Consider the following 26,938-nt stretch of genomic DNA (forward strand, 5'->3'; position numbering starts at 1 on the left):
GATGAAATTAATTATTGTAAGTGGCCGTTCAGGATCAGGAAAAAGTGTGGTACTGCGTGTACTAGAGGATTTAGGTTATTATTGTGTCGATAATATCCCCGTTAACTTGTTACCCGCCCTTACCCATACGGTTATTAATGATTATGAAAATGTTGCGGTAAGTCTCGATGTTCGTAACCTGCCAGCCGATCCTAACGACGTACCCGAAATTATTGAATACCTGCCCAATGCAGTAGAATTAAGCATACTCTATTTAGATGCTGATGATAGTGACCTTATTCGCCGGTTCAGTGAAACTCGACGCTTACATCCGTTGATCAAGCAAAATATTGCCCTAGATCAAGCCATTGCCTTGGAGAAAAAGTTACTTGAGCCCATCGCTACCCGAGCAGACTTATACATCAATACCAGTCAACTAACGCCACACCAACTAGCTGATTTAGTCAGAGAACGAATTCTTGGTAAAACCTCTGGCTCGATGGTGGTTGTATTTGAATCTTTTGGCTTTAAACATGGTGTGCCACAAGATGCTGATTATGTTTTTGATGCGCGCTTTTTACCTAACCCGTTTTGGGATAAAGAACTAAAAGGCTACACAGGTTTAGACAAACCAGTACAAGACTTTCTTGCTAGTCAGCCGATTGTAACTAAATTTGTTTGGCAAATTAACAGTTTTATGATGACCTGGTTACCCCATTTGGAACGTAATAATCGCAGTTATATCACTATTGCCATTGGTTGCACGGGTGGTAAGCATCGTTCAGTTTATATTGCTGAATTATTAGCAAATAATATGCGTAAAGAACGTAAAGACGTGCAATCTCGTCACCGTGACTTAACCGTTAATAGTACGTAAAAGCGATGAGCATACAGGCAACCCGTAACGTACTTATCATCAATAAACTTGGGCTACATGCCCGAGCGGCTTCAAAGCTGGCCCAATTAAGCCAAAAATTTAGCGCTAAAGTCATTATTGAATTAGACGAAAATCGCGCAGATGCCAATAGTATTATGGGACTAATGCTGTTGGCCGGCGCCCAAGGTAAAACCGTCAAGGTTATTGCCTCTGGCCAAGATGCTGAACAAGCCCTAGCAGAAATTTGCCAACTCTTTAGTAACAAGTTTAATGAAGCCGAATAGTAACTAAAAAATTTATCTTCGTTTAGCCCGCGCTTAAGTCAATAAAAAAGCTGCTAAAACTGCTAAATTACGGTAAACTCTACGCGGATAATTATTAACGCACAATAGCCATTAAAATAATGTATTAGCCAACTTAGCGCTACATTAAAGCCTTTAGCACAAGCGAAATAACTCAAGCATAACCGTTTTCAACTTTGTCTCCTGAGTCGCACTACCGTCCAAATCTATTGGTTCTTATGTTTATTTATTTATTTGCTATAACATAACCTTAATAGTTATCTCTCATAATAGGATCTGTTGAACTTTCTGGGTTAACATTAAGGCCATTTACAGTGGCTTTAATTAAAGTCAAAAGTAAGGCTAGTTTACAATGGCTATGGCGTGCTCACACGTCGATATAGCTAGCGACACTATATGTGTTTGCTAAGCTTACAGACTAAACAAACTGCGCTAATAAGTTCAATAATCCCTGATATTTTTCAGTTTTCGTTTTGCAACGGCAAAAGGTGAATATATGCCGGAAGTTTCTGAACAAGAATACAGTCATCAGCGCCTTCAGCAGGTTAATGATGCCCTCGATAGTGGTATGTTCGTTCATGTCCGCAAACTATTGCAAGACATGCCCGCTTACGATCTCGCTTTATTATTAGAGTCATCCCCAACCAAAAGCCGTGTTGCACTTTGGCAACTTATCGATGCCGATCATCACGGAGATGTGCTTGAAGAGTTAAACGAAGAAGTTCGAAAAGGCATTCTGAAAAACATTCATCCAGAGAAGCTAGCTGCTGTTGCAGAAGGTATGGATGTTGATGATTTGGCAGAAGTTTTCAGAACACTACCTGATACAGTTTATCAGGAAGTGCTGAATGCCATGGACTGGCAAGATCGCAGTCGTGTTGAAGCCGCGCTTTCATTCGAGGAAGACACCGCCGGCGGTATCATGAATACCGATACCATCTCTATTCGTCCTGATGTCACCGTGGATGTGGTTTTACGTTACTTACGCCTACGGGGTGAATTGCCTGAAGCAACCGATTCTTTTTATGTGGTCGACAGAGCCGATCATTTCCTTGGTTCAGTTTCTTTGTCTGCCATTGTTACTGCCAAGGCAGAAACAATTATTTCGGACCTAATCCACAAAGATATTCAAGCCATTACCGCCGATATGAATGAAAAAGATGTCGCGCAGCTATTTGAGCGCTACGATTGGTTTTCTGCCCCCGTTGTCGATCACGAAAAGCGACTATTGGGTCGTATTACCATCGATGATGTTATTGATATTATTCGTGAGGAAGCCGAGCATTCCATGATGAGTATGGCCGGTTTAGATGATGAGGCTGATACCTTCGCTCCGGTCTTAAAAAGTACTCAACGCCGTTCTATCTGGTTAGGCGTAAACTTAATCACCGCACTGATGGCTGTTGCGGTATCGAGTATGTTTGAAGGCATTTTAAATCAACTGGCTATTTTAGCGGTGTTAAACTCTCTGGTGCCTAGCATGGGCGGCGTAGCAGGTAACCAAACCTTAACCTTAGTTATTCGTGCGATGGCCTTAGGCCATGTTGGTGAAAGTAACTCGCGAATTTTACTCTATAAAGAATTGGCTATTGGTTTTTTTAATGGTCTAATTTGGGCGGTATTAATTGCTTCGGTCGTTGCGATTTGGCAGCAAAACTTAATGCTGGGTGCCATCATTGCCTTTGCCATGTTAATGAATATGACAGCAGCTGGCATTGCCGGTGTTACCGTGCCCCTAATGTTGAAAAAAATGAATATAGACCCAGCATTAGCTGGCAGTGTTATCTTAACAACCGTTACTGATGTCGTTGGTATATTTGCGTTTTTAGGCACAGCAACCTTAATGTTGGGGTAAAAATATGGTTATAGGATCTGGTTATAAGTTTTGAGCTGTCAGCTATCAGTCAAAATAAGTCAACACACCGCGGTTAGTGGCACCTTGTTGGCTTTTAACTGATAGCTTTGAACCGATAGCTTTAAATTGACAGCTTCAAGTTTTGGGCTGTCAGCTATCAGTCAAAATAAGTCAACACACCGCGGTTAATTGCGCCTTGTTGGCTTTGAACTGATAGCTTTAAACTGACAGCTTCAAACTTTAACGTCTAGCTGCCCGCTACTTGCATCTGGTTAACAATGATAGAGCCGGTGCGAATACTGCCTCGCATATCGGTATCGTTACCAATGGCGACAATACCGGCAAACATATCCTGTAATTTTCCCGCAATGGTAATTTCATCAACGGGATAAGCTATTTCACCGTTTTCAACCCAAAAGCCCGCTGCACCACGCGAATAGTCACCGGTCACTACATTAACGCCTTGTCCCATTAGCTCGGTTACTAACAAACCGGTACCTAAGGTTTTTAACATCGCATCAAAATCGCCCCCTTGGCCTGCGTCTTTCATGCCGAGTTGCCAATTGTGAATACCACCGGCATGACCAGTTGTTTTCAGCCCCAACTTACGCGCTGAATAGCTAGTTAATAGGTAAGTGGCTAAACTGCCATCGGTAATAATTTCACGATCTACTGTGGCGACACCTTCGGCATCAAAAGCACTACTTGCTAAGGCTTTTTTCAAATGAGGACGTTCACTAATACTTAAAAATTCAGGAAAAACTTGTTGGCCAATCGCGTCCATTAAAAAAGAAGATTGTCGATACAAATTACCGCCACTAATCGCAGCAATAAAATGGCCAAATAGACTATTCGCCACATCAGCACGAAACATCACCGGCACTTTAGTGGTCGGTAACTTACGCGCACCTAAGCGTGATAATGTTTCTTTAGCCGCTTGTTGCCCTACCGTAGCGGCACTTTGCATAGCATCAAATTCACGACTCACGGTATAAGCATAATCGCGCTGCATGTCATCACCTTCTTTGGCGATCATCACACAACTTAAATTATGGCGAGTACTTGGGTAGCCCACTAGTTGACCCTGACTGTTGCCGTAAACTTTAAAACCTTCAAAGCTCTCTAATGTTGCACCATCTGAATTAGTAATGCGTTTATCGTAGCCAAGCGCGGTGTCTTCACAGGCTTTCGCTAAACTAATCGCTTGCTCTGTAGTTAACGCTTTAGGGTGATATAAATCTAAATCTTCAGGCGTCATCGCCAATAAATCTTTATCGGCCATACCTGAGCATTCATCAACTGAGGTATATTTAGCAATATTTACCGCAGCTTCTATTGCTTGTTTTAAAGCTTTTTCAGATAAATCAGCCGTAGAGGCACTGCCTTTACGACCGTCTTTGTAAACAGTAATGCCAAGTCCACCATCGCTGGTAAATTCAACGTTTTCAACCTCGCCTAAACGGGTACTCACGCTAAGACCTTGTTGACGACTCATCGCAACTTCAGCACCATCGGCTCCGAGTGATTTAGCCATTGTCATGGCGTCATTAACACGTTTTTTCACATGTTCTATTTGCATTTGAATATTATCTGAATCGCTCATAGGTAAATTATTTCTCACATTTTATCGATACATGCAACAGGAATGTTTTTGCTGATACTGCTTTGTTGTATACTGTAGGTAATTATCATTTTAGTGCTTAACATTATGCCCCACTCTGCCAACGATATCGATGAATTAGAAGAAGAATTACTGAGTAAATCAGAAATAAAACGAGAAATGCATCGACTGCAAGACTTTGGACTTATCATAATCAAAATGTCCAAGCATCAACGCAGTAAGTTGCCGCTGACTGATGAACTGAAAGCCGCTATGCTGCTGGCAGATAAAATCACCAATAAGCATGAGGCCTTACGTCGCCATGTCCGTCATGTTGCGAAAATACTCTCTGAAATGGATCTTGAACCGATTAAACACGCTATGGATGTTATGGCCAATAAACATCAACAAGAGTCGGTCAAGTTTGAAAAGCTTGAAAAAATGCGTGATGACCTTATCACCGAAAGTAATGACACCATTGAAGCCTTGTTAGCCGAATGCGAAAGCATGGAAAGACAAAAGCTTAGACAATTAGTGCGTCAGGCAAAAAAAGAGCACGGTACTGAAAAAGTTGGCAAACATTACCGTGATCTGTTTGCTTACCTAAAAGAGCATGTGGTTTTTTAGATACTGAGGGTGTTAAAAAATGACACCTCTGATCACGCTATAAAAATGCCTTGATTTAATGCTAAATCAAGGCATTTTTTCGTTATAACTCGTACTTATAAAATACTAAACTTACTAAATACTTTATAAAGTTCAGTACCTTGATTGACACTCGCCGAAGCAAAATGCAGAATGGGTATTACACTGTGATCTAAGCTTATATAGTGTAATGGATCACCGTCACCATAATTATCCATACGTAAAATACGCGCTAACGGCGCTCCTGCTGCTAAGGGCTGACCAAATTCTGCCAAGTAGTCCACCATGCCACCCATGGGAGAATATAGCGCCTTGTAATCTGCTAACATGCAGCTATAACGGGTCATGGTTTTCGGTTGGTAATCTTGGCTATTGATCACCCCTTGATACTGCAGGTAGCTTAAAATACCTAAGGCGTCTGCACGGGCAACCTCTAAATCAATCTGCTCTTGCGAGCCCAGCTCAACGGTAAAACTTTCTTTAATAACAGCATCTGGGCCTTGATTATCCTCGGTTTTAGTAATCAAAAAGTCACGACCAAGTACAGCAAATGCTAGTTGTAACTGCCACCAAGGACAAAAGGTGGCTTCATCTAATGCACCATCAAAGTCATTAGGGATCAATATAGTATGTGGAATATCAAAGTACTTTGCACTGGCTATAGCATATTCAGGACAATATAAGTGCTTACTAGAAATAGGTCCGGTGTGCAGATCTAACACAATATCAGCTTGATGTGCTAAACGCTGTAGTTGAAAGGCAATACGTTGCCCTGTGGTCAGACCATAAATATTATGATTTAATTTTTCGGTTATTTGCTGCAACATTAAGGCTTTAAACGCCTGTTCGATTTCAACGTTAGTATCGGTTAAATGTGCTTGTGCAAAAGGCGCAATAATATCAGCATCGAAGTGAAACATCCGGTTCCAATTAATGCCAGTAATAGGATCAAATCGCCCTAAGGTATATTCGCCATTTTTGTGATTACAAGCGACAGGGTTAGCATAAGGTACGAGGGTAATGCTGCCATTTAATTCAAGGGTTTTTAATTGCTCTAACAGCTGAAAAATAACCGCATTACCTTGCACTTCTGCGCCATGCATATTGGCCTGTAGGTAAACATCAGGTCCCTGCTGTTTACCCTTAAGACGATAAACCGGCACAGTAAGCGCAGCACCACTGGCCATTTCCCCTACATGCATCACTTCTTTACTGATTAAATTCATAAATAATCTCTTACCAATCGAACGACTTTATTGACTAAGTTAACGTAAATACCAAGCTGCAGGCTCTGCTGCACGTACTTGCTCAATTTTACCTTGCTGTAAAACATATTCAGCCGCAATTTGATGACAAAGAAAAAACGGCATACTTTCAGTAAAGCCATAAGCACCGGCTAAACCAAAAATTAATTGGTCACCCACATCAACATCATTAGCTATTGCCAAGGTACCCAATTTATCTAAACTGGTACAAAGCGGGCCATGCAGATCAAAATAACTAGGACTTGCTGCTGACTCTCTCAGCATGGCGACGGGAAAGGGCTGTTTAGTAATTGCCGGGCGTATTAAATGATTAATACCGCCTGCGAGCACTAATTGTTGATGCTGAAAGTTTTGTTTTCGATCAACAACCGAAGTTACATAATAGCCCATTTCAGCAACCGCAAAACGACCTAGCTCTAGCCAAAGTTCGCTAACACCTGCCTGTGCTTTTATTTTGGCTAAGTCGGCAACAATTTGTTCCCAGCTTAGGCCTTGCCCTGTTTGCAGATAATCAACCCCTAAGCCGCCACCTAAATCTAAGACCTCTAAGCTCATCTCTAATTGGTCTGCTAGCGCTAACAATGGCGCAACCATTTGCGACCAAAGCTCAAACATCCGCTTGTTACTGAGCATATTTCCCCATTGAAAAATATGCAAACCATTAATATTTAGCGCAGGAAAGTGGCTAACTTTTATCGTCTGCCACTCTTGGCAAGATAAGCCAAAAGGTGTTACTTCATTACCCCCTAATGGATTTTTCTCGCCTTCTTGCCACTGTAACTGCACTCTTAATAATACTTGCGGTTGGCAAACTAGTTCGGTTGCTGCTTCATTAAGCCATTGTAACTGGTTCAAACTCTCCACCACAAAAGTACACACCCCTTGGCTTAAAAAAGCACTCATTTGCCGCTTTGATTTGGCAGGACCAGTATTTAGAACGCGATCAGCTTGCACATTTTGTGCTAATACTTGCGTTAATTCGCCCTGACTCGCAACATCAAAATTAAAACCTTGTTGCGCCAACGTTGATATCACCCGCGACAAGGGATTAGCCTTAACGGCAAACCAAAGTTTAATCACCTCTTGTTGCATCAACACTGACAAATGTTGCTCAAGGTAGTCTAAATCATAGAGAAAAAAACCGTCTTGATCTTGCTCAGCTTCCGCACTTTTTTTCAGTGCTGCACTACGCTGTGCTAGTGGTGCAAGTACACCAGGCCTAAGCCAGTTTGGCTTAGCTATCGAATTTAACATAGCAGTCATTTTTTGATCCTAACGCAATACAGATTCAAGTTCTAAAGCGGCATTACTTTTTTCATCTCGGTATTTAACAATTAATGCACAAGCCATGTTAAGTCCTTGCTGCTGAGCCCAAGTACCGGCGACCGGTCGTGTACCTGGCACAACAACTGCATTTTCAGGAATGTCGGCACCCTTTTCCAGTATGACATTATTGACACAATCATAAACCGCTACCGAGGCCGACAATGAAACACCTGGGGCTAAAACCGCACCTTTTTTCACTACAATGCCTTCGACAATAATTACGCCAGCACTTAAAAAAGCGTTGTCTTCAACAATTACTGGACTAGCGCCAATCGGCTCAAGCACACCACCAATTTGTACCGCGGCAGAAACGTGAACATTTTTGCCTATTTGTGCGCATGAACCGATCAAGGCATGGCTGTCAATCATGGTACCGCTATCAACAAAAGCGCCAACATTGATATAGGCCGGTGGCATAATAATCACGCCTGGCGCAACATAAGCACCACAACGAACCGATGAGCCACCCGGCACCATTCTAACTTTATCGGCAACCGTGAACTCACGCGCAGGTAAATTATGCTTATCAACAAAGCCGCGATAAATACCAGCAAACTCAGTATTTTCTCCAGCTTTAAATGCCGCTAATATCGCTTGTTTTACTGCGGTATTAACTTGCCAAGTACCATCACTATTTTGTGCTGCTGCCCGAACTTTACCGGTTTCTAAGTCTGTTAATGTTTGTTGCCAAGTCATGAGTTTACTTCTTGTAAGTTAGTTAAGTCTAAAGGATGAGGTGTTTGTGCACTTAAAGTGCTATCGGTGGTGTAATGCTGAGCTAGAGAGTTACTGCTGTTACTGCCTAACCATTGCTGAATTTGTTGATGGATGTTGAGTAAGCCGTGTTGCGCTGAAAGTTCTGCTTGGCATAAGGGTAGACGAAGTTTTGCTGAGCTAATGGTGTTCAGCTCAGCCATTAACACTTTTACCGGTATCGGACTAGACACTTGAAATAATGCTGATGTCGCTTTATGCCAGAGTGGAAAAAGTCCGTCATGTTGATGAGCTAAAGTCATAGCGACATATTGCCGAGTGGCTTCTGGCCAGACATTAGCGCAAACCGACACCAAACCTTTAACATTGGCACTAGCAAGATATGGCATCATGGCATCTTCACCACTATACAAGTCAAGGTTAGAACAATGCTCTCTATAGGCCAACAATTTGTTAAGATCGCCACTGGCTTCTTTCAGTGCCCAACAATTTTTATGGTCTTGTAATTGCTGTAAAGCCGAGAAGGCAATTTCAACACTGCTGCGTGAAGGTACGTTATAAAGCATGCAAGGCAAGTTTGCCGCATCGAGCAGGCTTTTAAACCAAGCCGTTTGCCCTACGGGGCCCGGTTTGGCATAAATAGGGCTAGCGAGTAAATAAGCACTTATTGGCAATTCATTGCATTTTGCTATCCAGGCCAGTTGCTCGTTGAGATTATAGCCGCCAACAGCAACCATTATCGGCACTTGTAAAGTCATCGCACAGACGTATTGCACTATGCTTAAATGCTCTTGCGTAGTTAACGCTAAGCCTTCGCCCGTGCTACCCAGTAACAAAATGCCATTGTGGGCCGAATTTTGTTGTAACACTAGCTTACGTAAACTGACATAGTCAATGCCGTCATCATCAAATAATGGCGTGATCAGTGCGGTCCAAACCAAAGGCCGGTCTGTTGTTAGGTGATTTTCTATCGACTTTTTTTGATTCATTGCTCTCGAACTCTTGTCGTTCGGAGAACTTTTAGGCGCTTGTACAGACAAAATTTCTAGGATGAAATTTGGCCTTTACAAAGGCCAGAAGCTCTCCACCTAGTTAGGTGACAGTTGCAAGGATTCAACCTAGTAGCTATCGAACGTATCCGATGGCTATAAAACTTAATAGTTATTTATTAACAACTCAGTTTTAACAACCGGCAATGGCCTTATCAACAAGGCAATTACCTCGGCGTTAAACCCCCTCATTATTGCTCACTAGAGTTTGATCTCTTCACAATAACTACCTGGTTAACGCTCCTCTTCTGGCCCTTTATTAGCGGTAATTAATTTTTTACAATTAATCTCACTGGAATAAGGGACAACAATATTAAAGCATTTAAATATAAGCACAGTCAATAGACGGCTAAACGCATACCACCATTTAAATCTAATCAATTGATTTTAATGTTTTTATTTCTTTTTCTAATAAGTGGATACGATCTTATCCCCAATAACCAGATTCTTAATAACTAAAACAAGGTACGCCCCATAAATTGAGTTTGGTCAAAATAGCTTACTGCCTGTGGACTAAAGATGGCGAGATAATTAAATTCGCGTAGAATACCCAGCACTATGACATATGCACCACAGCGGTATTAATAAATACTCGCTAAGTTCACCCTGTCATTATTATACCAATTTCATTAATTAGCTGGTCTACTTTATAGGCAGGAAAAACGACCAAATATAAGGCATTTATTTTAATCACTCGTTGTTCAGGACAATAGGCGCCTGCATTGTCTAATAAACGGCATCCATACCGCGATAATGAGTAAATAACGCCGTTGTGGCTTGTTTTAACCAGGTGAAATGATCAGATCATTAGTGAGATTGGTATTATAAGTTTTATTTAAAGTAACGCCGGTATTTCTACCTAACTCGACAAATAAATATCGCCAATAAAATAGCCCCATAAATAATAATTAGCTTAATCACAGGTATCTTCATGGCAATAAGTAACATTAACCAATTATTAAACCGCAATATTGAAGCACTAGCCGCAACGAGACCTCTGTTAGTTAATATCGCAGACGACGGTTTTATTAGCCATTACTTAAGTCAGCATAACGCTGCTCATATTGATAGTTACCACACTAATTATGCTGAATATAAAACCTGTCAGCAATTGAAAAATAGCCGTGTACACGCACATTTTTGCGTCGAGTATTGCGCCAAAACTAAACATGATATGGCTATTATTCATTTTCCAAAAAGTAAGGCTGAATTTAGTTTTACCTTAGCCATGCTCGCTGAGTCGATGACAGAAGATGCGGCCATCGTCATTGTTGGAGAAAATAAAGCGGGTGTAAAGTCAGCCGAAAAACTTGGCATTGATTACCTAGAATATTGCCAAAATGTTGACGCTGCGCGCCATTGCTTAATGTACATTGGTAAATTAAAACCCTCACTGCCTCGCTTTGATCTGCAAAAATTCTATAAATATTATCCAATACAGGTACAAGATAAAGTACTAAAAATTGCGGCTTTGCCAGGCGTGTTTAGCCAAAATTCGCTAGATACGGGTACCGAAGTTTTACTGGCGAACTTACCTGATGTTATTGCAGGTAAAGTTTTAGATTTTGGTTGTGGTGCCGGAGGTATTGCCGCTTATATCGGCACAGTTCACCCAGAAACAACATTAACTTTGGTTGATGTTAGTGCTTTAGCATTGCACTCAGCGCAAACCACATTGTCTTTAAATCACTTAACCGGGCAATATATTGCCTCAGATGGCTTGTCTAATGTTCAAGAGCGCTATGATTTTGTTATTTCTAACCCGCCATTTCATCAAGGCGTAAAAACCCATTATGGGGCTACCGAGCAATTTTTAGCTGAAATAAAGCAAAATTTAACCAGTAAAGCTTGTCTTACCATTGTTGCCAATAGTTTTTTAAAATACTTACCCATCATGGAAAAAGCCATCGGCAAGACAAAGACTGTAGCGATTAAAAAAGGTTTTGCCGTTTATCAGTGTTATATTAATGGTAAGAAGTAACGAAGAAAGCGTTATTGTTCAAAGCCATAAGATTTTCTAAAAACGCTTTATCGTCATAATTAATTGAGTTTAGTACTGTATGTCAACAATCAAACCTATTTGGTCTCTTCGTCGTGTCTGCTTGATCTGTATCATCAGTGCTATCACGTTATTATCACTACTAAGTCTCTCAGTAATCACCCAGCAATTTAACAGTAGTTATCAGACCAGCGCCACCAGTCAAATAAAGCACTGGGCCAATGTTTTGGCCAAGGAGAGTTCACCCTATTTAGTTAACTCACAACGACTAGCGCTAAAGGATAACTTTTCACTACCCAAGCACATTCCTAATTTAAATTATTTACACCTTTATAAACTCAATAGTGATACTGAAAAACTGACCTTATTTTATAGTTACAAGCGCAATGAACAGCGCGCCAGCATTGCACAAAAATCGCATGAGATTAGCCACTTATTGATCCCAAGGTTCCAAGAAAATCACCTTGAGTATATGCAGCCAATTAAAGTTAAAGAAAAAATTATAGCTTATATTTATCTGCAGAGCAGCAGTGAGTACATTACACAAATGATGGATAAATTATTAATCATCAGCATAATAATTACTTTTATGGTATTTATTATTGCCATTTTTATCGCGCTCAAACTTGAACGCTATATCAGTGCACCATTCTCTGCTTTGATTAACACCGTACAAATTGCCGCTCAACAAAAAAACTTTCAGCAACAGTGCGAAACTATGCCATATCGTGAAGCGGATATTTTAGCGCGTAATATTAATATCTTATTTACTCGTATAGATAAGCACATCAAACAGTTAGACGCTGCTGAGCAGCAAAATCTTGAGCACTCACAAGCATTAGAAAATAAAATTAATAAACGTACCGATGCCCTTAAAGAATCTAATCAAGAGTTACTCTCTACTTTAGAGAAACTCCATCAATTTCAAAGCCAATTGGTTGAAAGCGAAAAAATGGCCTCTCTAGGAGATATGGTTGCCGGTGTTGCACATGAAGTCAACACACCAATAGGCTTAGGAGTAACAGCCTCAACATTATTAGCCGATAGATTAGATGAAATTAAACATGCTTTTGATAATAAAACCCTAAAATCTAGCCAATTAAAAAAGTTTTTGTATGACAGTGTCGAAAATGTCGCCATTATCTATCGTAATCTAAATCGTGCAGCTGGCCTGATATCCAGCTTTAAGAAAGTCGCCGTAGACCAATCAAGTGAAGACCTACGTATCTTCGATGTTAAGCAGCTTTTAAACGAAGTGTTACTCACCCTCAAACCGCAACTCAATGTTTTACCGTACGTTATTGATATTGATTGCCCTAATGAGTTAACCATTAACAGTAAACCAGGGCCGATTAATCAAATTCTTATTAATTTAATTATGAACTCCATCATTCACGGTTTTGAAGGTAAAGATAAAGGCCACATTTCAATCAGCGTTATGTTGCTGAGCAATCAACTTAATATCCTCTATAAAGATGATGGTCTGGGGGTTGCTGAATCAATAAAGCATAAGGTCTTTGAACCGTTTACCACGACAAAACGTGGTGAAGGAGGCAGCGGTTTAGGTTTACATTTAGTTTATAATTTAGTTACTCAAGCACTTGGTGGCTCGATAGTATTAAACAGTGAATTAGATCATGGTGTGAGCATTGAAATTAACTTCCCTATTAATAAATAGCCAATTAACTCGCTATTGGTTAAATTTCGATATAGTTTATAGGTAATAGTTTCAATATAGTTTAGAGCTAATAGATTAAATTGTTAACAACTTAAGGCTTCACGAGCCTTAAGTGCACAATTATCTACTAGTACTTAGCGTAATTTTGACTCGCCATTATTTAAATCGCGATAAAAAGCAGTAATTAGCGTGCTATTGATTGTTTTTTAACGGTAGCTTCTATACCATGTGCCGATTATTTATTAGCCATCAAATAGTCTATAATTGCATCGTTACGAAAAATACTAATTGATGCCAATCAAATTAACAATTATAAAAATTAAACCTCACAGAACTGGATAATGCACATGCAAAAACCTCATATATTGATCGTAGAAGACGAAGACGTCACACGCTTTAATCTAAAAAATTTATTTGAAGCTGAAGGCTATCAGGTCTCCGAAGCAATAGATGGCGACAGCATGGAACGCGCACTAACAGACAACGTAATAAATTTAATTATTATGGATATTAATTTACCAGGTAAAAATGGGCTCTTACTCGCACGAGAATTAACCCGCCAGAACGACTTAGGCTTAATTTTTCTGACCGGTCGCGACAGTGATATTGACAAAATTCTTGGGCTAGAAATTGGCGCTGATGATTATCTCACTAAACCGTTCAATCCACGTGAACTTACTATTCGTGCTCGCAACATACTCAGTCGCATGTTACCTAGCCATGTAGAAAAAAACGATGCACTTATTAGCTTTAATCAGTGGTCTCTTGATGGTAACGCACGAAAAATGACCACGCCAGATAAGAGAGAAATATCAATTCCTCGTGGTGAATACCGCGCGCTACGCTTACTTATCACTAATGCCGGGCAAATTGTTACCCGTCAACAATTGATCAAAGAAATGACCGGGCGAGACTTACGCACCAATGACCGAACAGTTGATGTTACCATTCGTCGCTTACGTAAACATTTTGAATCAGTAGAAAGTTCGCCTGAGTTGATCAACACTATTCATGGTGAGGGTTACCGATTCATTGGCCAACTAGATTAACTGTGTCATTAGCAGGGTAAAATATTTAACCTGCTAATAAGTAACCTGTCAGGCTATTGTTCAGCAAACCACTGTTGAAAAGCAGCAATAGCTTGTTGGTTTAACAAGCTCAATGCTTGCAAGTGCTGAGCTTTTGTTTCAGCATCTTCATGTGATTTCTCTATCAAGAGCAGCTTCTGGTGCACTTGGCTTAAACCGGTACTGGCTGCTGCCCCTTTCATTTTATGGCATTGCTCTTGCCAGGCTTTTTCATCCATATTAACAACAGCACGATTAATCGCCGTTAAATACAATGCAGACTGCTCAATATATAAATCTAACATTTGTTCAATCACAGCTAGGTCTAATGCTTCTAAATAGCCATTAATCAAGATTAAATCTATGTGTTGGGTTGTTGCCATGAAGTCTCCTTAGTGACGCCAGCTTGCACTACGTCGAATTAAAATTTTAATGTTATTTATATGATAGCTAACAATATTTCAGCCTGAAGTTACTGCTGATACCTACGCTGTTTATAACAGATATTAAATACAACTACCATATATACCCGCTCCACTTCAAGGTGCAGGTTTCAGCAAGTCGAGAAAGGGTTAGGTACCAGGCATGGATTGAAGAGAATAGTTGTTCTATTGTCGAAATCCATAACGCCGGAGATGACCCTTTATCGGCTTGCCCGTAGGGAGCTAAGCTAGAAAACCAGTCCAGCGTTGCACTACTTGATAAGGGAATAACCATTATCTTCGTATCGCGCCTTGATCTGATTTCCTAGCTTAACTCTGAAACTGCATCTTGAAGTGGAACGGGTATACTAGAACAATATCAACATCGCTATGACAAACATTGCTATTAGGGGGTATTTCGTTCAAAATAGTCGCCTTTTCCCGGACCAATGCATTATATGCCACTTTGTTAACTACTGGTGGAGATTGTCGTTATTTTTACGACAGTAATGCTCATTATAATTTTACTAGCTACTGAAGTTACCATAGATAACCCTTTACCTAGTGCACAGCGAACAGCGGAGTCAAAATGCCAACATTAATGCCTGATATAGCAAATCACACCACAGCACAAACTGAGGGGACTTTGGATTGGGTCGGCATGAGTAATATAGAAATGCCTATCATGGTTGCCTCAAAAGGCCAATCAGAACGTATGGTTTCAGCTTACGTAGATGCGTTTGTTAACCTTAAAGAGCCAAAAGCGAAAGGCATACATATGTCGCGCCTATATTTGCTCCTTGATGAACTATCAAACTCAAATGTTTTAAACCATCAAAGTTTAGTGACCTTATTAGACGGCTTTATCAGTAGCCACCAAGATCTAAGCGATAATGCTCAAGTTAAGTTTAGCTTTGACTATCATCTGCGCCGCAAATCACTGATTAGTGGCAAACAAGGCTGGAAAGCCTATCCTGTCACCATTACTGGGCAATTAAATCAAGGTAAGTTGGATATCGAGCTTTCTATTGATGTGCGTTACTCTTCAACTTGCCCTTGCTCTGCAGCCTTGGCTCGTCAACTTATTCAACAAGCCTTTAAAGAAAAGTTTATTGGCCAAGCAGATGTTGATTTAACCGACGTGCATGAATGGCTTGGCACTACCGAAGGTATTATGGCCACGCCACATAGTCAACGTTCTGTTGCTGAACTTAAAGTTAAATTAAATAACTCAACCACTGAATTTCCTATTACAGATCTGGTCGATTTAATTGAAAATTCGCTGAAGACACCGGTACAAGCGGCAGTAAAACGTGAAGATGAACAAGAGTTTGCTCGTTTAAATGGTCAGAACTTAATGTTTTGTGAAGATGCGGCTCGTCGTTTACAACACACCATGAATGCATCTGAGCAATTTGATGATTTTTGGTTGCGTATTAACCATTTAGAATCGTTACATGCCCATGACGCTGTCAGTGTGACCACTAAAGGTCTTGTCGATGGCTATAAATCTTAGCTAAGCTAAGCAATCTAAGCTTAGTGCAATAAGCTACGCTCAAAGTCAATCATCCCTAGTTGTTTTAAAATAGCTGGGGATTTTTCTTTCTGCGAGCATAAAATTAGCAACTGCTGTCTCATTGAGCACTAAAAATAACGATAGAAAAATTGAAATGTAGCTACATATAACCATCAATTATTATCATGCCAATAGGCAGAAGCCACTCAAATAGACATTAAAAAAGCATTATTGCCTCGAAAAATAATAACCATGGCGCTGAGCTTATTTCTGAGCGATATGAGCTAACTGATTTATTGATAATTGATCACGGCCATTGTCTTTTGCTTGATAGAGTTGTTCATCAGCAAGCGTGATCCAATCAGTAATTTTTTCAGAATATGCCGCATTAGCCATCATCACGCCAATGGATATAGTTACAGCTATAAAATCTCCACTATCATGCTCAAAGTGATGCTGAGCTATTTCTTGACGTAACTCTTCGAGCTTTTCTAGCATAATGCCTTGTTCATCATGTTGCGCAACAATGATAAATTCTTCACCACCAAAGCGTGCAACAATATCGCTGCGACGAAGAAACTTATTCTTCATTACTTCAGCAACATATTTTAAGCAGTGATCACCCATTAAATGACCATATTTATCATTAAGCTTTTTAAAGTGATCAAGGTCCAGCATAGCCACCAACATATCGGCATTATTTCGCGCCAATATCGCTTGTAACTCACTAAACTTGTTTTTCAAATAACGACGATTATATAAACCCGTTAAACTGTCTTTATTAGCTAATTTTTTTAGGGCTGTATTCGCTTGATTTAATTCTTCAGTACGTTTCTCTACTGTTTCTTCTAAAATAGATTTCTGCTTAAGTAAGTACTCTTTCGACTGCTGTAACTCATCATACAAGGTTAAAAATTCAGTAGGTGCCACATAAGGGATAGCTCTATAACCGCTTGCTCCACCACCGTGGGCAAGCTCTTTTAAAGCGAATGCTAGTGGTCTATTTAAGGTACTGGCAAATCGGTTTGCTAATAAAATCACCAAAACGAAAATGACAAATAACGAGATAAAAATGGTCAAATATTGTTGTTCAATTAACGCTAAAATTTGACTATGCTCAATTAAAACAAATATTTTCCAGCCATTATTGAGTTCGGATTGACGGTATAAATAACGCTGTTTATTGGCACCATAAGTGTCAATCGTCAATAATTGATGTTTGGCATTAACTTGATCCGAAGAAAAATTAAATTTTGACAATGTAGCTAGCGCTAAGCTAGCTTCAGCATAAATAACATTGTCATTTTCATCAGTCAATACCAAATCAATTTCTCGATCATTGGCGGCATAATGATTAACCTGTTCAAACAAGTTAAGATTTAACGAACCTTCAACAATACCAATGGGTTTATCATTCTTGCTATCATTCTTGTTAGCATAAATTGGCGCACTAATAGCAATGATCGGATCGGCACCGAAACCTCGCCCCAGAAAAACTGAAGACACATAAAGTGATTGCTGAAAAAAGGCTTGGGAAAAATATGAGCGGTCAGCCACGCTAAAGCTACTTTTAGGTAGGTTTGCCATTAAAGAGCTCGGTGAAGAAGTCGCTAAACTCCCGTCCTGTTTGGCAATTAGCATAGTCAGAAAGCCTGGATAAATTTTATGAACTTCAAGCAAAGCATCGTCATAATTACTGGGCTCAATAGCAGATAACTTATACGCTACTTGGGCAATCGCTTTCTTATGTTCATCAACGTATTTTTCAATAATACGGCCAACATATTGACTGCTAATATCAAGCTTACCTTTAAATTGTTGTTCCTGTATATTAGTTAAACTTCGACTTAAAAACAAACAAACCCCAACAACAAAAAAAGCCGACATCACCCATAAAATATACTGCAAGTATTGTTTGAGATTTTTCACTAGCGGTGGTTGTTGTGACTTTATCCAACCACTTAATTTTTCACCAAATACAAAAATCAAGATAACCGCTAAAGCCGTATAAAAAATTGCATTAATACTTTGTTTAAACAAAGAGAATATTAAATATTCTGTTGCACTGGTCGTAGTAAATTTAATTAGCACCGCAGTCAATGGCATACCAATAAGCAACCAATACAAAAAATCTGCTGTTGGTAAATACCAACCACGACCACGCAAATAGGAGACAAAGAGTGCTTCGCAGCCAAAAGTTAAAAAGCCAAAGGGATGACCCCAAATAATTAACAACGGCGCGACACAAAGCAAAGCACATAATAAGGTCAATGCGGGGCGAAGATAAGCAGCGGCAATAATAAAAGCCAAATTACCAACGACTAAAAAAATACTATAAGCGAGCTCTATCGGGTAACTATTGAGCAATGCGCCGACTAAGCCTAAAGCTAAGGCTAATAAGATAGGACGGGTTTGACTAGGTTTAGCCTTAACAATGTCATGATCGTTGTCAAGCTTTAAAGCAATCTTAATAGGCGCTATAGCCATATATAATGTGCCATTTTAAGGGTTATTAAATTATTATAATGTTAACTGTATAGTTACGAAAATCTGCGAAAAGTGATTAAAAGTTACGAAAAATCCCCTCAAGGCACAATATTGTTTATCAACCATAGAATATTAGCAATTTCATGCACAATATTCGTATGGCTACTATTTATAGTGCATTAAATACAAAAGCCCTGTCAATATAATTGCAGGGCTTTTAGGCAAACTTTCTGGCTTTTGGTTAAGATTAAACCATATCGGCAAATGGATTCTTTGCCGGTAGCACTATTTTATTAGTAAAACCGGAAACGCTGATATCTTCATCGGTAATACTAAGGTCATCATCCATTAAAGTGCCATCGCCAAAGCGGTAAATAATTTGAAAATCACCACTGTCCGCTTGTGCTTGATATTTGACTCTTGCTTGTTCTACCACCGTGGTTTTATCACGGTAAGTTTGCATCGCAACAGCACCGTGGCGTTTTTCCATCATCGCCAAGGTTACCGCTGGAGAAAACAAGGTTGCTGTGGCGTTGTTACCGCCAAAACCTTTCGAGTTAATAAAGGCAACATCCATATTCTGACAATGCCAATGCTCAGTGGCAATATTTAACCGCTCGTTATGAACGTCATCGGCGACTTTATCAATGGTGGTAATACCTGGCATAATATTGTGAGCAAATATGCCTAGCGCCATAGCCACTTGATCACCACTTGCTGGGCCAATGGTATGGCCGACAAAGGCTTTAGGCGCGGCTACAGGCCAATTATTAATATCAAAACTCTTGGCAATACGATCATAAATTAACGATTCAGTAACACGGTTTTGCGGGGTACTCGAGCCATGCGCTAAAATAAAGCTACGTTGCTGAACCGACTCTGCACCCATAATCGACTTAGCCAATGAAACTGACTTAGCCATGGTAATATAATTACCTGGGCCTGGCGCTGTAATCGACTTTTTAAAACCATCAGCATTAGTAAAAACATCTGCCACTGAACCCAAAACATTCATGCCAAGCTCTAGCGCTAAGGCGTCATCCACTAAAACAATAAACTGCGCGGCTTCACCAATGGTAAAACCACAGTTTTCACCAAACGGGCGACTAGTTCGGCGATGATCAGCAACACCATTACCATCAATTTTTTTCAAACCTTCTTCATTGGCCAAAGCACTCATATTGCCAAAGCCTTCGACCACTTCAGGGGTAATGGCACAATCATTACTACCAACAATTGCCAAGCGAATACGCCCGGCTTGAATATCTTGTACTGCCGCTTTTAAGTTATATAAAAAAGTGGCACAAGCGCCGGTAGAGGTAAAGGTTGTTCCGACACTGCCGGTAACATAGGCATTGATAAAGTCAGTCGACATGGTATTTAAACCAAGGGCTAAGTTTTTTGTTGATACTCGCTCGCCTTTTTGGCGATTTTGCATCATGCCACCCAGACCTTCAGCCTGAGTTTGACCAAATACTGATGCTGAGTAAGTACCAATTTCATCTGGACAAATTTTATCAACAATTTCATTCCAACTATAACCGGTAGAATGAATAGCATCGGCGGCGCCAAAAACAGTGGCTTGCAAACCACGTGGCTGATAACGGCTGTTATATAAACTGGCGGGTTTAAAGCCGGTGGGAAATTGTCCAGCGGCTTTAATCGGGTTATCACGAGTTGAGTCATGTTTGACTTCAATTTCACCGGCAATATCCACACGAACGCGTTTATCTGCTAGTTCAGTGATTTGCCATGTGCGCGGTAATGGTTTGGGTAAATCACGGGCACGGGTTTCAAAACTAATACCGTTTTCACCAGTATCCATAGTCAATTTTTGCTGCCATGGTGTCGCATCAGGGTCAAAGTGATCATGTTCAATTTTGCGGATTAAAGTGCCGGCTAAAATTGCTGCACCAAAGTGTTTTTCAACCTCAGATTTATCAACAACCTTACCTTGGTCATCAACCAGTTTGCCATCTTGGCTGGTTAATAAATTCATTAAGGTCGCTAAACCAACAAAAGTTTCTTGGCGAGCTTCAGCATTTAATTTATCGATAACAATGCGGCGAAAGCCTTGATGAAACGATGTTCTACCCGCGGCATTAATGCCGCCCATGCCAACTATAATCGGTAACGCAGTCATGAAAAAATCTCTTTAAATTCAAAGCTTAATATTTATGTTTTTCAGTGTAAGAGTTACCACAAATAAATAACATTCATTTATAGCCATAAAATATGTCAAAATAGCCAAACAAGTAGAATATAGAGTAATAAGCTTAATGAAGACAAAATTTAAACGCAATAAAGACAATACCATCAACATTGCCTTGTTACTCTATGATCACATGCTAGCAACCAGTGTCAGCCTGCCAGTTGAAATGTTACGTGCTGGTGAAGCCGTGGCTTTGCAAGCAAATCGTCAGGCCCCACGTTTATCTATTCAAATGGTTGCTGAGAGCATTAAACCGATATCAACTCGCGCTTTAATTAGACTGCTACCTGATACTGACATTGACCATGCTCAGCAACCTGATTTTGCCTTTATCCCAAGCTTGTGGCGCAATCCTAGGCCGACTATTGCCAAACAACCGAAAATGTTGCAATGGTTAAGTGATGTCTGGAGCAAAGGTTCAACATTAATTGGCGGTGGTACCGGCGTTTGCTTAATGGCTGAAGCGGGTATTCTAGACTACCACCCAGCAACCACTCATTGGCACTATGTTGAGCAATTTAAACGTGATTATCCAAAAGTAGATTTAAAGCCAGATTTTTTTATCACCCAATCGGAACGAAGCTATTGTGCTGCCAGTGTCAATGCCTTAGCTGATATTGTGGTGCATATTATTTTTCAAATTTATGGTCAAAATGCCGCGCAACAAGTAGAGCGAAATTTTTCCCATGAAATTAGAAAACCTTACGAAGAACAGCGCTATTTAGAAGGTGCGGTAGATCGCCACGCTGACGAATTAATCAGCCAAATTCAATTTTGGTTACAAAGCAACTTAAACACTGAGTTAACCTTAAATAACATCGCCCAGCAGTTCGGCATCAGTCAACGCTCATTTACCCGTAGATTTAAATTCGCCACTGGTATTAATGCCACACAATATTGGCAAAAATTAAAAATACAGACCGCAAAGGAATTATTAGCGGCGAGTAATTTATCCATTCAAGAAGTGGCTTTTCAAGTCGGTTATCAAGACCAAGCAAACTTTACTCGTCTGTTTAAACACAGATTAAATATAACGCCAAAAGCTTATCGGGCGATGGTAAGAAGAAAATTATTTAGTAACGACTAAGTGGCTAATCTAAGGACATTTTTTATTGTCCTATCTTAATGTTTGGCTTTAATACTTGCGCCTTAGTACTTGCGTTTTAATGCTTAAGCTTTCGCGTGTGAGTTATACCAGTTCCATTAAGTTTGTGATCTTGTTGTGCGCAGGAAAAATAACTCAAGGTAAGGCGCTAGATTGAGCAATAGCTGGCTATTGGGAGTGAGAGCAACACAGCCTTGCGCTATTTTAACTAGTACAAGTGAGCAATAACTTAATGGGATTGGTATTATATACCCGCTCCACTTCAAGGTGCAGGTTTGTGCAAGTCGAGAAAGGGTTAGGTACCAGGCATGGATTGAAGAGAATAGTTATTCTTGGCAACTGCTCCTGCGTTGCTCTAATAACCCACATCCCTGTGGGAATATTGTCGAAATCCATAACGCCACAGATGACCCTTTATCGGCTTGCCCGTAGGGAGCTAAGCTAGAAAACCAGTCCAGCGTTGCATACATGGATGTATGTACTTAGGTTTTGTCTGGAACAAAAAACCTGTGCACTACTTGATAAGGTTCCTACATGGCCGTTCTTAGCCATCCATGGCTCCACGGCATTAGTACTTCCATGCACGTCGATGTAGGACATTAGGGTAACGCAGGAGCAGTTACCGAGAATAACCATTATCTTCGTATCGCGCCTTGATCTGATTTCCTAGCTTAACGCTGAAACTGCATCTTGAAGTGGAACGGGTATAGCACTGGGCTTATTAAAACCTATGCGCAAAATTCACTATGTAAAAAGCTAATCAGCTTCACTACTGAAGGGTTGGCGATACTGTAAAATATGGTTTGTGATTCACGTCGTGTTTTAACTAAATTATCTTGGCGTAATCGGGCTAAATGTTGCGATAAACTTGATTGGCTCAAATCAACAAAGTTATTCAGTTCATTGACTGACATTTCTTTTTCGCCTAAATGACATAATATCAACAGTCGATGCTCATTACTCATCGCTTTCAATAAGTCGGCAGCCTGCGAAGCATTTTTACGCATTTCATTTATATCAATTGCTGCTAACTCAGCCATTTGTTACTCGCTATTTATTATCGCAAAAAAATCATTTTATCGCGTAAAGTTATTTATGGTTGGATATTACATTAGATACTGCTAATATAAAAGTACATTACATTTTTCTAATATACCTTAATATTATAATGTAGAAGAGGAAGTATTTTGAACTACCAACGCGTATTAAACTTTGCCATCACAAAGCCGAAAGTCATCTATAGCTTACTATGGCTAATCACATTACTGAGTGTGGCGATGCTGCCCCAAATAGCTATTGATACCGACCCTGAAAATATGCTCAGCCAAGATGCGCCAGCACGGGTATTTCACAATCAGATAAAAACTGACTTTCTGATGCGCGATATGATTGTCGTTGGTTTAGTCAGTAAAGATACTATCTTTACGCCTAAAATTTTAAGCATTGTTGAGCAATTAACTAATGAAATTCTTCAACTTGATGGCGTTATTAAACAAGACTTAATGTCGCTAAATGTTGTCGATAATATTAGTCAATTAACTGACGAGCAAGGTGTTAGCCAAGGCGTTTTATTTGAATACCTGATGAAACAAGCGCCGACGACACTTAAAGCAAGCCAGAAAATTCGGCAAGCGGTGAAACGCTTACCTATGCTTAACAACACCTTAGTCTCTGGCGACGACAAAGCAGTCGCGATTTATGTACCTATTGTTGCTAAAGATCAAAGTTATATTATTGCTGAACGAATTCGTGCTTTAGCCGCTAATATAACGACAGTTGAACAAGATAACTTAGCCTTTCACATTACCGGTTTACCGGTAGCTGAAGACCAATTTGGCCACGAAATGTTTGTCCAGATGGGCGTGGCCGCGCCATTAGCCGGCTTAGCGATATTTTTATTACTCTGGCTTTTCTTTAGAAATTTTGCCTTAATTATTGCCCCTATGGTGGTCGCCATGGCAACGGTATTGATCATCATGGGGTGCTTAATAGGCTTAGGCTTTACCGTTCATATTATGTCTTCGATGATCGCGATATTTCTGATGCCCATTGCCGTGGTTGACTCAGTGCACATTTTATCGGAATTTGCCGATCGTTTTAAAGCCGGTGATGACGCGTCAAAAACCATTAAAAAAGTCATGGCGCACTTATATAAACCCATGCTATTTACTTCAATCACTTCTGCCGTTGGCTTTTATTCCTTGATGTTAACCCCTATTCCGCCGGTAAAAGTTTTTGGCGGCTTTATCGGAACCGGTATTTTATTAGCCTTTGTTTTAACCATTACTTTTATTCCCGCTTACATTGCCCGCATGAAGCCTGAAACCTTAGCCAAACTACAACGCGCTATCGCGCTGATGGAACAAAAAGGTAAATTAGCCACAAGCCTAGAAAAATTGGGCGCTTTTTCGATTAAACGTACCAAGCTTATTTTGATCGCTTTTATCGCTTTATTTGCTGTCAGCCTGGTCGGTGTTAATCGTATTATCATTAATGACAACCCGGTGAATTGGTTTAAAGCTGATCATGAAATTCGTGTGGCGGATAAAGCGCTTAATCAACACTTTGCCGGTACTTATAATGCATGGATAGTGTTTAGCAATAACAAGCCTCAACAGCAAACTGCCCTTGATAGTTTTAGCGAAATACTCAACACGGCGAATGATGGAAAAACAAAAGCAGCTATTTCAAAAATCTATCATCAATGGCTAAAAGATGAGTCCAGTGAAAAAAACACTTTCTTTACACAAGAGCTATTAATACAGCTTGATGATTTTAGCTTTAGCGCAAACGCGCTCGAACAACCTTGGCTTGAGCAACTTTATAAGGTCAGCGAGCAAGCGAACAATGCACAAAAAATATTTACCGACCCTGACATGCTTAATTGGCTGGCCAAATTGCAAACCGCTATGGTTAACAAAGGCGATGTCGGTAAGGTCAATAGTTTGACCGATATCATTAGCACCGTTAACCGCGAACTAAATTCAGGTGATGACAAAGACTTTGCTATTCCTAAAAGCAGTAATGGTGTTGCACAAACTTTATTGCAGTTTCAATCTTCTCATCGCCCACAAGATTTATGGCACTTTGTTAGCAAAGATTATCAACGTACACTTTTATGGCTACAAATGAGCAGTGGCGACAATCAACATATGGCTAACGTGGTGAGTTGGTTAGACGACTATATAGATAAAAACCCACCCCCTATCAAGGTTCAGCATCAATGGGCCGGTAAGTCATACCTTAATGTTGTTTGGCAAGACGCCATGGTCAGCGGCATGATCGACAGCCTAATATCATCATTTATCGCGGTATTTTTAATCATGGTGCTACTGTTTAGATCGATAAAATATGGCATATTGGCCATGCTGCCCCTGACCTTTACCATCACCATGATCTACGGACTGGTGGGCTGGTTTGGCAAAGCTTACGATATGCCTATCGCGGTGCTCTCGGCATTAACACTTGGGTTATCAATTGATTTTGCCATTCATTTTCTTCAACGTGTACGCGAACTTGAAATTGAAAAGCAAAGCCTAAGCCTAGCATTACAAGCGATGTTTCAAGAGCCTAGCCGCGCCATCGTCCGCAATGCCATTGTGATTGCTATTGGTTTTACGCCACTGTTGTTATCGCCGTTGATGCCCTATATCACGGTGGGATTTTTCTTAGCCAGCATCATGATTTTATCGGCCTTAGTCACCTTAGTATTACTACCAGCGATACTAACGCTATTAGCTCGGCGTAAAACCACAAAAAATTTAGCACAATCATAAAGGACACCCTAATGAGCATTAACCTAAGTAATCATCTAATAAAAGCAGTAAAAGTTAGTGGCCAAGTTGCCTTGTCGTTTAGCTTATTTTTAGCCACTAACTTTACCCTACAGGCCGCAGAACTTCAGACACTAGCCAATGAAAGTGCTACGACAAAGCTAACAACAAAACAAGTGCGCGATATTGTTGATCAAGCTAATCTTGCTTCATATTACGCCAGTGACGATGGCAGCGCCGAGGCGCGAATGATTATTGTTGATGAAAACAGTAATCGCCAAATGCGCCAATTCACGATTTTACGCAAAGATGAACAAGATCTTGGTGATCAAAATATGTTGGTGTTTTTTTCCCAACCAAGCAATGTCAAAGACACAGTTTTTCGTGTAGAAAAACAACTTAAAACAGATGACAATCGCTGGTTATTTTTACCGGCACTCGATCTAGTTAAACGTATTTCTGCTGGCGATAAACGCACGTCTTTTGTTGGTTCGCACTTTTATTATGAAGATGTTTCTGGTCGCAATCCTAAAGAAGATAATTTTACCTTAGTGAGTGAAGATAAAGACGCCTACCTAATTAATGCTAAACCCAAAGATCCTCAAAGTGTTGAATTTAGCAGCTATACAGTGAAAATTGATAAAGGTAATTTTTTACCTCTGGAGACCACTTATTTCGATCAAAGCAAGCAAGCAATACGCAAAATGACCGTGCTGCAAGTGAAAGATATTGACGGTATAGCCACAGTGATGAAGTCACGCATTACCAACCTAAGTAATAATAGTTATACCGAAATGCAATTTCGTCACGTTAAATATAACCTTGGCTTACCTGACAATATTTTTAGTGAACGCAGTATGCGCACACCACCTAAAGCTTGGTTAGAATAATCGCTAACTTATTGCTCTGATACTTATTTACTGAATAATAATTTACCTAGTAATACCAGTTCCATTAAGTTTGTGATCTTGTTGTGCGCAGGAAAAATAACTCAAGGTAAGGCGCTCGATTGAGCAATAGCTGGCTATTGGGATTGAGAGCAACACAGCCTTGAGCTATTTTAACTA

The 26,938-nt window shown here is 40.1% G+C and carries 20 protein-coding genes and 1 riboswitch; of the genes, 11 read left to right on the forward strand and 9 right to left on the reverse strand.

Annotation, left to right across the window (positions count from 1 at the left end; translation table 11 throughout):
• The first annotated feature begins 1 nt into the window (after window position 1).
• The 3 genes from rapZ (at window position 2) to mgtE (ending at window position 3,013) form a co-directional block, all read left to right on the forward strand.
• On the forward strand, window positions 2-856 hold the full coding sequence (gene rapZ, locus ESZ39_RS09195) for an RNase adapter RapZ (protein WP_146879617.1): 855 nt from the start codon (window positions 2-4) through the stop codon (window positions 854-856).
• A gap of 5 nt (window positions 857-861) precedes the next feature.
• Window positions 862-1,140: an HPr family phosphocarrier protein gene (locus tag ESZ39_RS09200; protein WP_146879618.1), complete on the forward strand. Its 279-nt coding sequence runs from the start codon at window positions 862-864 to the stop codon at window positions 1,138-1,140.
• A 514-nt stretch (window positions 1,141-1,654) separates the two neighbouring features.
• Complete coding sequence (gene mgtE / locus ESZ39_RS09205; protein WP_146879619.1) at window positions 1,655-3,013, forward strand: magnesium transporter; 1,359 nt, start codon at window positions 1,655-1,657, stop codon at window positions 3,011-3,013.
• Between the two features lie 247 nt (window positions 3,014-3,260).
• Here mgtE and pmbA read toward each other — a convergent pair whose 3' ends face one another.
• Entirely contained in the window at window positions 3,261-4,616 is a 1,356-nt protein-coding gene (gene pmbA / locus ESZ39_RS09210; protein ID WP_146879620.1) for a metalloprotease PmbA, read from the reverse strand.
• Between the two features lie 105 nt (window positions 4,617-4,721).
• On the opposite strand from pmbA, the gene yjgA reads away from it, so the two are divergent.
• The gene (gene yjgA, locus ESZ39_RS09215) at window positions 4,722-5,240 is read left to right on the forward strand and encodes a ribosome biogenesis factor YjgA (RefSeq protein ID WP_146879621.1); all 519 of its coding nucleotides are present in this window, start codon (window positions 4,722-4,724) and stop codon (window positions 5,238-5,240) included.
• Between the two features lie 95 nt (window positions 5,241-5,335).
• On the opposite strand, the gene ESZ39_RS09220 is transcribed toward yjgA, so the two are convergent.
• From ESZ39_RS09220 to dapA, 4 genes are read right to left on the reverse strand one after another with little or no spacing between them, the layout of a single operon-like run.
• The gene (locus tag ESZ39_RS09220; protein WP_146879622.1) at window positions 5,336-6,484 is read right to left on the reverse strand and encodes a succinylglutamate desuccinylase/aspartoacylase family protein; all 1,149 of its coding nucleotides are present in this window, start codon (window positions 6,482-6,484) and stop codon (window positions 5,336-5,338) included.
• Between the two features lie 39 nt (window positions 6,485-6,523).
• Window positions 6,524-7,786 carry a PLP-dependent decarboxylase gene (locus ESZ39_RS09225; protein ID WP_223270314.1) on the reverse strand — a complete coding sequence of 421 codons (1,263 nt, stop codon included), beginning with the start codon at window positions 7,784-7,786 and terminating at the stop codon, window positions 6,524-6,526.
• A 9-nt stretch (window positions 7,787-7,795) separates the two neighbouring features.
• Window positions 7,796-8,545 (reverse strand): 2,3,4,5-tetrahydropyridine-2,6-dicarboxylate N-succinyltransferase, encoded by a 750-nt coding sequence (locus tag ESZ39_RS09230; RefSeq protein WP_146879623.1) that lies wholly within the window; start codon window positions 8,543-8,545, stop codon window positions 7,796-7,798.
• A complete protein-coding gene (dapA, locus tag ESZ39_RS09235) occupies window positions 8,542-9,552 on the reverse strand; it encodes a 4-hydroxy-tetrahydrodipicolinate synthase (protein WP_146879624.1) in 1,011 nt (336 codons plus the stop codon). Before dapA ends, ESZ39_RS09230 begins: the two co-directional genes overlap by 4 nt.
• A gap of 80 nt (window positions 9,553-9,632) precedes the next feature.
• Window positions 9,633-9,868, reverse strand: a riboswitch (Lysine riboswitch).
• Window positions 9,869-10,543: 675 nt separating this feature from the next.
• Between dapA and ESZ39_RS09240 the strand changes: the two genes are divergently transcribed.
• The 3 genes from ESZ39_RS09240 to arcA all read left to right on the forward strand — a co-directional run bounded on the left by ESZ39_RS09240 (window position 10,544) and on the right by arcA (window position 14,338).
• The gene (locus ESZ39_RS09240; RefSeq protein WP_146879625.1) at window positions 10,544-11,593 is read left to right on the forward strand and encodes a methyltransferase; all 1,050 of its coding nucleotides are present in this window, start codon (window positions 10,544-10,546) and stop codon (window positions 11,591-11,593) included.
• Window positions 11,594-11,672: 79 nt separating this feature from the next.
• Complete coding sequence (locus tag ESZ39_RS09245) at window positions 11,673-13,289, forward strand: sensor histidine kinase (protein WP_146879626.1); 1,617 nt, start codon at window positions 11,673-11,675, stop codon at window positions 13,287-13,289.
• Window positions 13,290-13,636: 347 nt separating this feature from the next.
• On the forward strand, window positions 13,637-14,338 hold the full coding sequence (arcA, locus tag ESZ39_RS09250) for a two-component system response regulator ArcA (protein WP_146879627.1): 702 nt from the start codon (window positions 13,637-13,639) through the stop codon (window positions 14,336-14,338).
• Window positions 14,339-14,391: 53 nt separating this feature from the next.
• Here arcA and ESZ39_RS09255 read toward each other — a convergent pair whose 3' ends face one another.
• Window positions 14,392-14,739, reverse strand: coding sequence for an Hpt domain-containing protein (locus ESZ39_RS09255; RefSeq protein ID WP_146879628.1), 348 nt, complete (start codon window positions 14,737-14,739; stop codon window positions 14,392-14,394).
• 628 nt (window positions 14,740-15,367) lie between these two features.
• On the opposite strand from ESZ39_RS09255, the gene folE2 reads away from it, so the two are divergent.
• The gene (gene folE2, locus ESZ39_RS09260) at window positions 15,368-16,294 is read left to right on the forward strand and encodes a GTP cyclohydrolase FolE2 (RefSeq protein ID WP_146879629.1); all 927 of its coding nucleotides are present in this window, start codon (window positions 15,368-15,370) and stop codon (window positions 16,292-16,294) included.
• Between the two features lie 264 nt (window positions 16,295-16,558).
• Here the strand turns inward: folE2 and ESZ39_RS09265 are convergent, their stop codons facing one another.
• Both ESZ39_RS09265 and ESZ39_RS09270 read right to left on the reverse strand, forming a co-directional pair.
• Window positions 16,559-18,781 carry a diguanylate cyclase gene (locus ESZ39_RS09265; RefSeq protein ID WP_146879630.1) on the reverse strand — a complete coding sequence of 741 codons (2,223 nt, stop codon included), beginning with the start codon at window positions 18,779-18,781 and terminating at the stop codon, window positions 16,559-16,561.
• Window positions 18,782-19,028: 247 nt separating this feature from the next.
• A complete protein-coding gene (locus ESZ39_RS09270; protein WP_146879631.1) occupies window positions 19,029-20,924 on the reverse strand; it encodes a beta-ketoacyl synthase in 1,896 nt (631 codons plus the stop codon).
• Window positions 20,925-21,060: 136 nt separating this feature from the next.
• Between ESZ39_RS09270 and ESZ39_RS09275 the strand changes: the two genes are divergently transcribed.
• Window positions 21,061-22,080, forward strand: a complete 1,020-nt coding sequence (locus tag ESZ39_RS09275; RefSeq protein WP_146879632.1) for a GlxA family transcriptional regulator — start codon at window positions 21,061-21,063, stop codon at window positions 22,078-22,080.
• Window positions 22,081-22,826: 746 nt separating this feature from the next.
• Here ESZ39_RS09275 and ESZ39_RS09280 read toward each other — a convergent pair.
• Window positions 22,827-23,138, reverse strand: coding sequence for an ArsR/SmtB family transcription factor (locus ESZ39_RS09280; protein WP_191321742.1), 312 nt, complete (start codon window positions 23,136-23,138; stop codon window positions 22,827-22,829).
• A 147-nt stretch (window positions 23,139-23,285) separates the two neighbouring features.
• Here ESZ39_RS09280 and ESZ39_RS09285 point away from each other — a divergent pair, with 147 nt between their 5' ends.
• Together ESZ39_RS09285 and ESZ39_RS09290 are read left to right on the forward strand one after the other, a co-directional pair.
• The gene (locus ESZ39_RS09285; protein WP_223270315.1) at window positions 23,286-25,874 is read left to right on the forward strand and encodes an efflux RND transporter permease subunit; all 2,589 of its coding nucleotides are present in this window, start codon (window positions 23,286-23,288) and stop codon (window positions 25,872-25,874) included.
• A gap of 11 nt (window positions 25,875-25,885) precedes the next feature.
• Entirely contained in the window at window positions 25,886-26,761 is an 876-nt protein-coding gene (locus tag ESZ39_RS09290) for an outer membrane lipoprotein-sorting protein (protein WP_146879633.1), read from the forward strand.
• Window positions 26,762-26,938 lie beyond the last annotated feature (177 nt).

This window comes from Colwellia sp. C1TZA3 (assembly GCF_007954265.1).
Taxonomy (GTDB): Bacteria; Pseudomonadota; Gammaproteobacteria; order Enterobacterales; family Alteromonadaceae; genus Cognaticolwellia.

Bases quoted from the DNA above. Each gene is read 5' to 3' on its own strand.
- pmbA (WP_146879620.1), bottom strand. From the start codon at position 4,616: ATGAGCGATTCAGATAATATTCAAATGCAAATAGAACATGTGAAAAAA.
- ESZ39_RS09240 (WP_146879625.1), top strand. From the start codon at position 10,544: ATGGCAATAAGTAACATTAACCAATTATTAAACCGCAATATTGAAGCA.
- ESZ39_RS09280 (WP_191321742.1), bottom strand. From the start codon at position 23,138: ATGGCTGAGTTAGCAGCAATTGATATAAATGAAATGCGTAAAAATGCT.
- ESZ39_RS09245 (WP_146879626.1), top strand. From the start codon at position 11,673: ATGTCAACAATCAAACCTATTTGGTCTCTTCGTCGTGTCTGCTTGATC.
- ESZ39_RS09270 (WP_146879631.1), bottom strand. From the start codon at position 20,924: ATGACTGCGTTACCGATTATAGTTGGCATGGGCGGCATTAATGCCGCG.
- rapZ (WP_146879617.1), top strand. From the start codon at position 2: ATGAAATTAATTATTGTAAGTGGCCGTTCAGGATCAGGAAAAAGTGTG.
- ESZ39_RS09220 (WP_146879622.1), bottom strand. From the start codon at position 6,484: ATGAATTTAATCAGTAAAGAAGTGATGCATGTAGGGGAAATGGCCAGT.
- yjgA (WP_146879621.1), top strand. From the start codon at position 4,722: ATGCCCCACTCTGCCAACGATATCGATGAATTAGAAGAAGAATTACTG.
- arcA (WP_146879627.1), top strand. From the start codon at position 13,637: ATGCAAAAACCTCATATATTGATCGTAGAAGACGAAGACGTCACACGC.
- dapA (WP_146879624.1), bottom strand. From the start codon at position 9,552: ATGAATCAAAAAAAGTCGATAGAAAATCACCTAACAACAGACCGGCCT.
- ESZ39_RS09275 (WP_146879632.1), top strand. From the start codon at position 21,061: ATGAAGACAAAATTTAAACGCAATAAAGACAATACCATCAACATTGCC.
- ESZ39_RS09255 (WP_146879628.1), bottom strand. From the start codon at position 14,739: ATGGCAACAACCCAACACATAGATTTAATCTTGATTAATGGCTATTTA.
- ESZ39_RS09265 (WP_146879630.1), bottom strand. From the start codon at position 18,781: ATGGCTATAGCGCCTATTAAGATTGCTTTAAAGCTTGACAACGATCAT.
- ESZ39_RS09230 (WP_146879623.1), bottom strand. From the start codon at position 8,545: ATGACTTGGCAACAAACATTAACAGACTTAGAAACCGGTAAAGTTCGG.
- ESZ39_RS09200 (WP_146879618.1), top strand. From the start codon at position 862: ATGAGCATACAGGCAACCCGTAACGTACTTATCATCAATAAACTTGGG.
- folE2 (WP_146879629.1), top strand. From the start codon at position 15,368: ATGCCAACATTAATGCCTGATATAGCAAATCACACCACAGCACAAACT.
- mgtE (WP_146879619.1), top strand. From the start codon at position 1,655: ATGCCGGAAGTTTCTGAACAAGAATACAGTCATCAGCGCCTTCAGCAG.
- ESZ39_RS09225 (WP_223270314.1), bottom strand. From the start codon at position 7,786: ATGACTGCTATGTTAAATTCGATAGCTAAGCCAAACTGGCTTAGGCCT.
- ESZ39_RS09290 (WP_146879633.1), top strand. From the start codon at position 25,886: ATGAGCATTAACCTAAGTAATCATCTAATAAAAGCAGTAAAAGTTAGT.